Annotated in this window: 9 protein-coding genes and 1 riboswitch; of the genes, 4 read left to right on the top strand and 5 right to left on the bottom strand. The window is 74.4% G+C overall.

The annotated features are described in order from the left end of the window. Positions 1-120: 120 nt before the first annotated feature. Positions 121-861 carry a hypothetical protein gene (locus CKY47_RS05595; protein ID WP_306744504.1) on the bottom strand — a complete coding sequence of 247 codons (741 nt, stop codon included), beginning with the start codon at positions 859-861 and terminating at the stop codon, positions 121-123. 204 nt (positions 862-1,065) lie between these two features. Here CKY47_RS05595 and thiC point away from each other — a divergent pair, with 204 nt between their 5' ends. The 4 genes from thiC to CKY47_RS05575 are packed head-to-tail and all read left to right on the top strand — an operon-like array spanning position 1,066 to position 4,277. Further along, positions 1,066-2,718: a phosphomethylpyrimidine synthase ThiC gene (thiC, locus tag CKY47_RS05590; protein WP_306744503.1), complete on the top strand. Its 1,653-nt coding sequence runs from the start codon at positions 1,066-1,068 to the stop codon at positions 2,716-2,718. Beyond that, positions 2,715-3,542: a bifunctional hydroxymethylpyrimidine kinase/phosphomethylpyrimidine kinase gene (thiD, locus tag CKY47_RS05585; RefSeq protein WP_306744502.1), complete on the top strand. Its 828-nt coding sequence runs from the start codon at positions 2,715-2,717 to the stop codon at positions 3,540-3,542. The genes thiC and thiD overlap by 4 nt, the downstream gene beginning before the upstream one ends. A 10-nt stretch (positions 3,543-3,552) precedes the next feature. Next, on the top strand, positions 3,553-4,026 hold the full coding sequence (locus CKY47_RS05580) for a class I SAM-dependent methyltransferase (protein WP_306744501.1): 474 nt from the start codon (positions 3,553-3,555) through the stop codon (positions 4,024-4,026). After that, on the top strand, positions 3,984-4,277 hold the full coding sequence (locus CKY47_RS05575) for a hypothetical protein (RefSeq protein WP_306744500.1): 294 nt from the start codon (positions 3,984-3,986) through the stop codon (positions 4,275-4,277). Before CKY47_RS05580 ends, CKY47_RS05575 begins: the two co-directional genes overlap by 43 nt. A gap of 33 nt (positions 4,278-4,310) precedes the next feature. On the opposite strand, the gene CKY47_RS05570 is transcribed toward CKY47_RS05575, so the two are convergent. The 4 genes from CKY47_RS05570 to thiO form a co-directional block, all read right to left on the bottom strand. Beyond that, on the bottom strand, positions 4,311-4,751 hold the full coding sequence (locus CKY47_RS05570) for a MarR family winged helix-turn-helix transcriptional regulator (RefSeq protein ID WP_306744499.1): 441 nt from the start codon (positions 4,749-4,751) through the stop codon (positions 4,311-4,313). A gap of 81 nt (positions 4,752-4,832) precedes the next feature. Then, positions 4,833-5,600 carry a thiazole synthase gene (gene thiG / locus CKY47_RS05565; protein WP_306744498.1) on the bottom strand — a complete coding sequence of 256 codons (768 nt, stop codon included), beginning with the start codon at positions 5,598-5,600 and terminating at the stop codon, positions 4,833-4,835. A gap of 1 nt (position 5,601) precedes the next feature. Then, a complete protein-coding gene (gene thiS, locus CKY47_RS05560; protein WP_306744497.1) occupies positions 5,602-5,802 on the bottom strand; it encodes a sulfur carrier protein ThiS in 201 nt (66 codons plus the stop codon). Next, on the bottom strand, positions 5,802-6,803 hold the full coding sequence (gene thiO / locus CKY47_RS05555; RefSeq protein WP_371320612.1) for a glycine oxidase ThiO: 1,002 nt from the start codon (positions 6,801-6,803) through the stop codon (positions 5,802-5,804). Before thiO ends, thiS begins: the two co-directional genes overlap by 1 nt. Next, positions 6,789-6,900: riboswitch (TPP riboswitch) on the bottom strand. It overlaps the preceding gene by 15 nt. Positions 6,901-6,923 lie beyond the last annotated feature (23 nt).

The following is a 6,923-nucleotide window of genomic DNA, read 5'->3' as shown; positions in this document are numbered from 1 at the left end:
CGAGGGCCTCCGTCGGTTTGGTGTAGACGTCGCAATCCACACCGAACCCGGAGGCCCTCCCTCATTCCAACATCATCCGACTACGTGTCGGACCGCCCACAACCTCCCAGGGCAGTACAGCTAGACCGGGTCGGCCGCGGGCTCGACCGGGTCCGGGAGCGCGTCGGCCGCCCGGTCGCGCGGGGGCTTCGCCTGGTGCTCGGCGCGCGGCGGGCGCTCGGGGCGGCGCCACGGCAGCTCCGGGTACCCGGTGAGGTCGCCGTGGCTGGTGCAGGCGGCCAGCTCGGCGTACGCGCCGGCGAGGACGGCCGCCCGGACGCGCCGCACCTGACCGACCGTCGGCAGTTCCCCGACCAGCAGGAACGGCATCAGCAGGCGCCAGCCGAGCACGACGGGCCCGCGTCGCCGGTGGGGTGCGCGGAGGGCCGCCCTGGCCACGCGGAGGGCGTGCTCGCCCGCCGTGATGGAGGTGGGGTGGCCGCCGTGGTCCCAGGACCAGCGCAGGCCGTCGGCCATGGCGCAGCGGACGCAGTCGACGGGGCCGGTGGCCAGTTCCTCGCCGCACTGGGAGCAGCTGACCAGGGTCATCGCCCAGTCGGTGCAGGTCCACGGGTGGCGCCCGACCTGGTCGGCGAGGACGAGTTCGGCGAGTTCGCGCTCGCCCGCGCCGCCCTCGGCGAGCTGCTCGGCGGCGAGCAGCTCCTGCCAGTCGAGCAGCCAGTACTGGTCCACGAGTTCGGCGCAGAAGCGGCAGGTGGGGTAGCCGCGTCCCGCGAGGTCGCCGCACGACGGGCACGGCGAGACGGCGGCGGGGCGTGCCACGCGCCGCGCGCCGGGCGGGAACGGCTGGTGATCAGCCACGCGTGCAAGGTACGCGCAAACGGTGGTCCTTGGCATCCGCACCTTGGCACCGGCGTCGGGGCGTGGCTATGGTCGGGCGGACAACTCAACACACGCGGGAGCTCGCGCCACAGCGGGCTGAGAGGGCGGCTGGGGTGTTCGCGACCCCGGTGCCGCCGACCGCCTGAACCTGACCGGGTAATGCCGGCGTAGGGAGGAAATGTCGTGACGGCACTCGACGACCGTTCGGTCCGGCCCAGCGTCACCACGGGGCCGATCTCCGGCTCGCGCAAGGTCCACGTCCAGGTGGACGAGGACGTGCGGGTGCCCTTCCGCAGGGTGGGGCTGACCAACGGCGAGCACGTCGACCTGTACGACACTTCCGGGCCGTACACCGACGTCGACGCGACCATCGACGTCCACAGTGGACTTCCGCGGCTGCGGGAGGGGTGGCTGGCCGGACGCGGGCCGGTGGACGGCGCGGTGACGCAGCTGGCGTACGCGCGGGCGGGGATCGTCACGCCCGAGATGCGGTTCGTGGCGGCGCGGGAGCGGATGGACCCGGGGTTCGTGCGCGAGGAGGTGGCGTCCGGGCGGGCGGTGATCCCGCTCAACCGGAACCACCCCGAGGCCGAGCCGATGATCATCGGCAAGAAGTTCCTGGTCAAGGTCAACGCGAACATCGGGAACTCGGCGGTGTCCTCCTCGATCGAGGAGGAGGTGGAGAAGATGGTGTGGGCGACGAGGTGGGGCGCCGACACCGTCATGGACCTGTCGACCGGCAAGCGCATCCACGAGACGCGCGAGTGGATCGTGCGGAACTCGCCGGTGCCGATCGGGACGGTGCCGATCTACCAGGCACTGGAGAAGGTGGACGGCGACCCGGCGAAGCTGTCGTGGGAGGTCTACCGGGACACCGTGGTCGAGCAGGCCGAGCAGGGCGTGGACTACATGACGGTGCACGCGGGCGTGCTGCTGCGGTACGTGCCGCTGACGGCGCGGCGCGTGACGGGCATCGTGTCGCGCGGCGGGTCGATCATGGCGGCGTGGTGCCTGGCGCACCACCGGGAGAGCTTCCTCTACACGCACTTCGAGGAGCTGTGCGAGATCCTGCGGACCTACGACGTGACGTTCTCGCTGGGTGACGGGCTGCGGCCGGGGTCGATCGCGGACGCCAACGACGAGGCGCAGTTCGCGGAGCTGCGGACGCTGGGCGAGCTGACGCACGTCGCGCGCGGCCACGACGTGCAGGTGATGATCGAGGGGCCGGGTCACGTGCCGATGCACAAGATCGCGGAGAACGTGCGGTTGGAGGAGGAGTGGTGCGGCGAGGCGCCGTTCTACACCCTCGGGCCGCTGGCCACGGACATCGCGCCCGCCTACGACCACATCACCTCGGCGATCGGGGCGGCGCAGATCGGCTGGCTGGGCACGGCGATGCTGTGCTACGTGACCCCGAAGGAGCACCTGGGGCTGCCGAACCGGGACGACGTGAAGACGGGCGTGATCACGTACAAGATCGCGGCGCACTCGGCGGACCTGGCCAAGGGCCACCCGGGGGCGCAGGACTGGGACGACGCGCTGTCGAGGGCGCGGTTCGAGTTCCGCTGGGAGGACCAGTTCAACCTGTCGCTGGACCCGGACACGGCGCGGTCGTTCCACGACGAGACGCTGCCCGCCGCGCCGGCGAAGACCGCGCACTTCTGCTCGATGTGCGGGCCGAAGTTCTGCTCCATGAAGATCACCCAGGACGTGCGGCGGTACGCTGAGGAACGCGGACTGTCCACTGTGGAGGCGATCGAGGCGGGTATGGACGAGAAGTCGCACGAGTTCTCCGACCGGGGCAACAAGGTCTACCTGCCGGTCGTGGACCGGTGAGGGGCGGGGTGGGGGCGGTCACGCCGCCCAGGGTCCTCACCATCGCCGGGTCCGACTCCGGCGGCGGCGCGGGGCTCCAGGCCGACCTGCGGACCCTGTTCGCGTGCGGGGTGCACGGCATGACCGCCGTCACGGCGGTGACCGTGCAGAACTCGCTGGGCGTCTCCGGGTTCACCGAGATCCCGGCGGAGGTGGTGGCCGCGCAGATCGAGGCGGTGGCCACCGACATCGGGATCGGCGCGACCAAGACCGGCATGCTGGCGTCGGCGGCGATCATCGAGGCCGTCGCCGGGGCCGTGGACCGGGTGGACGTCGGGCCGTTCGTGGTGGACCCGGTGGCCGCGTCGATGCACGGCCACCAACTGCTGGCCGACGACGCGCTGGAGGCGCTGCGGACCCTGCTGTTCCCGCGGGCGACGCTGGTCACGCCGAACCTGGACGAGGTGCGGCTGATCACCGGCATCGAGGTGCGCAGCCGGGCCGACCAGCGCAAGGCCGCCGAGGCGCTGCACGCGTACGGGTCGGAGTGGGTGCTGGTCAAGGGCGGGCACCTGTGGGACGACCCGGAGTGCCTGGACGTGCTGTTCGACGGGTCGGAGTTCGTCGAGTTCCTGGGTCCGCGCTACGACGTGGAGCACACGCACGGCTCCGGCGACACGCTGGCGTCGGCGATCTGCTCGCGGTTGGCGCGGGGCGAGTCGGTGCCGGAGGCGGTGCGGTTCGGCAAGGACTTCGTGGTCCGGTCGGTGGCCGCGTCGTACCCGCTGGGCGGCGGGGTGGGTCCGGTGTCGCCGCTGTGGCGGCTGCCGGACGCGGAGGGCTAGCGTCAGGGGGGTGGAGGTCGACCTGACCGGCGCCCCCGAGACCATGCCGGCGACGTTGTACGCGCGGGCGCTCGACGCCCGCGCGGCACGTCCCGTCCTGGGCGACGCGGCGGCCCTGGAGGCCGTCGGGCGCATCGAGTACGCCTTCGGGCGGACCGGCATCAACGCGGGCACGGCCGCCGGGGTCGCGATGCGCGCCAAGCTGCTCGACGGGTGGACGCGCGAGTTCCTGGCGGCGCACCCGTCGGCGACCGTGCTGCACCTGGCATGCGGGTTGGACACGCGGGCGCGGCGGGTGGCGTTCGGCGGGGGCGTGCGGCGGGTGGACGTGGAGCTGCCCGAGGTGGCGGCGCTGCGGGAGCGGCTGCTGCCCGCGCCGCCCGGCGACTACCGGCTCGGCTGGTGCACGCCTCCGTCACGTCGGCGGGGTGGCTGGACGAGGTGCCCGCCGACCGGCCGGTGGTGGTCGTCGCCGAGGGCCTGACCGTGTACCTCACCGAGGAGGACGTGCGCGGGCCGGTGCGGCGGGTCGTGGACCGGTTCACCGGCGGCGAGCTGCTGTTCGACGCGTACGGGTCGTTCGGGATCAGGTTGCAGGGGTTCGCGCCCGCCGTGCGGCGGGCGGGGGCGGTGCTGCGCCGGGGCCTGGACGACCCGGCCGTGGTCGAGGCGTGGGCGCCGGGTCTGACCTGCGTGGACGCCCCGCGCAGCGTGGAACTCCGGACGTCGCGCTGATGCCCGTGTCGGTGCCGCGCGGGGCGCGCGGGGTCAGCTGACCTCGCCGACCAGCACCTCCAGCGCGGGCAGGGCGTCGAGCAGCGCGTCGCGGTGCTCGGGCGTGAGCTCCTCGATCCTGCGCTGGAGCTCGCGGACCCGCGCGGAGCGGACGCCGGACACCATCGTCTCGCCCTCCGGGGTGGGGGTGGCGAGCCAGGCGCGGCCGTCCTGCGGGTCGGGGTCGCGCTTCACGTAGCCCGCTTCCACCAGGGCGGCGACGATGCGGGACAGCGTCGGCGGGGCGACGCCCTCCTTCGCGGCCAGGTCGCCGAGCCGCATGGGGCCGCAGCGCGTCAGCGTGGCGAGCGCGGACACCGCCCCGGGCCCCAGCCCCGGGGACCCGGTGCGGCGCAGCAGCCGGGAGAGCCTGCCGATGGCGAGGAAGAGCCGGGCGGTGGCGTCCTCCACCGGGTCGACCTGGTCGGCCGTCACGGCACGTTCCTCCTCGGGCAGACGGACACGGTGGTCATCCATCATGCCGTGCCGCGCAATCGTCCTACCGCTGAGACCTGCTCACGCCCCGGGCCGGACGACCTCCGGGCTCGACGCGTGCGCCCAGAACCGCTTGGGGATGCGGCCCGCCAACCGCGCGAGCCGTCCCGCCTCCACCGCGTGGCGCATGGCGGCGGCCATGCGCTCCGGGTCCTGCGCGCGGGTGACGGCGGTCGCCAGCAGCACCGCCGAGCAGCCCAGCTCCATGGCCAGGGCGGCGTCGGAGGCGGTGCCGACACCGGCGTCGAGGATCACCGGCACCGAGGCCCGCGACACGATCAGCTCCACGTTGTGCGGGTTGCGGATGCCGAGGCCCGTGCCGATCGGCGAGCCCAGCGGCATGACGGCGGCGCAGCCCGCCTGCTCCAGGCGCAGCGCCAGCACCGGGTCGTCGTTGGTGTAGGGCAGCACGACGAACCCGTCGTCGACGAGCCGCTCGGCGGCGTCCAGCAGCTCCACCGGGTCGGGCAGCAGGGTCTGCTCGTCGGCGACGACCTCCAGCTTCACCCAGTTCGTGCCCAGCGCCTCGCGGGCCAGCCGGGCGGTCAGCACGGCCTCGGCGGCGGTGCGGCAGCCGGCGGTGTTGGGCAGGGCCTCGACGCCCAGGCGGGTCAGCAGGTCCAGCACGCCGCCGCCGGCGGGGTCGAGGCGGCGCATCGCCACCGTGGTCAGCCGCGTGCCGGACGCGACGAGGGCGCGTTCGAGCACCGACAGGTTCGCCGCGCCACCGGTGCCCATCACCAGGCGGGAGTCGAACTCGCGGCCGGCGATCACCAGCGGGTCGTCCACGTCACCCTCCCTGCACCGCGGTCAGCACCTCGACGGCCGCGCCGTCGGGCACCCCGGTCGTCGCCCACGCGGCGCGCGGCACGACCTCGCCGTCCACCGCGACCGCGACGCCGGTGGGCGGCGCGCCCAGCAGGGCCAGCACGGTCGCCACGGTCGCGCCGTCGGCCAGTTCCCGCACCGTGCCGTTGACCTTGGCCTCCATCAGCCGTTTCCTCCCTCGCGGAGCAGGGTGAGCACGCGCCGCGCCGTGACGGGCGCGAGCAGCAGTCCGTTGCGGTGGTGACCGGTCGCGGCCAGCACCCCGGGTTCGAGCCAGTCCACGACGGGCGCGTTGTCGGGGCTGCCCGCGCGGAACCCGGCGGCGATCTCGACCAGCGCGTACTCGGCGACGCCCGGCCACACGACCTCGGCGTCGCGCAGCAGGTCGCGCACGCCGCCCGCGGTGACGGCGCCGTCGAAACCGGCCTCGTACTGGGTGGCGCCGAGGACGAACCCTCCGGTGCGGGGCACCAGGTAGACGGGGCGGCCGGAGACGTGGGCGCGGATCGTGTGCCGTGGCGGGGGCAGTGCGCCGGGACGCGCCTCCAGGCGCAGGATCTCGCCCTTCACGGGCCGGATCACGGTGCGCAGCGCGGGGTGCAGGTCGCGGCTCCACGCGCCGGCCGCGATGACGGTCACGTCGGCGGGCTCCCGGGCGTCGGTGAACCGCACCCCGGCGGCGGCGCAGGCGTCGCGCAGCGCCCGCAGCAGGGCCCGGTTGTCCACGGCCAGGTCGCCCGGCACGGACAGCCCGCCCCGGACGTTGCCCAGGCCGGGTTCGAGGGCGCGGAGCTCGCGGGTGCTCAGGCGGGTCGAGGTGCGGCCCAGGCCGGCGAGGTGGGCGCACAGCTGGTCGAGGACCTCGACGTCGGCGCGGTCCACGGCCACCTGGAGGGTGCCGACGGGGCTGAGGTCCACGCCCAGGTCGCGGGCGAACCCCGGCCACAGGGCCAGGGACTCGACGCCCAGGCGCAGCACGTCCTCGTCGCCGGGCCACGCCTCGGTGATCGGCGCGAGCATGCCGCCCGCCACCCAGGAGCCGCCGTGCGGCGAGGGGCGGTCGACGACCGCGACGGCGTGGCCGTCGCGTGCCGCGAACCAGGCGGCGGACAGGCCGATGACACCGCCGCCGACGACGGTCACCCGTTGGACCAAGGCACTCACGCTCCCTGCGCCGGCATGACCCGGATCAGGTTCGACGGTCGGAGCGGACCACGCTCCCTCTCAGCCCGGTGTCCTCCGGGCTCCCGTGCGGACCGCGTCCACCGTAGCGCACGCGACGAC

This window comes from Saccharothrix longispora, assembly GCF_030852425.1.
GTDB lineage: Bacteria > Actinomycetota > Actinomycetes > Mycobacteriales > Pseudonocardiaceae > Actinosynnema > Actinosynnema longispora.
This window is presented reverse-complemented; position numbering and strand designations above follow the sequence as displayed.

What these genes read in the sequence shown, in the direction of transcription:
- thiS (WP_306744497.1), bottom strand. Translation starts at nt 5,802, where the DNA reads ATGGAGGCCAAGGTCAACGGCACGGTGCGGGAACTGGCCGACGGCGCG.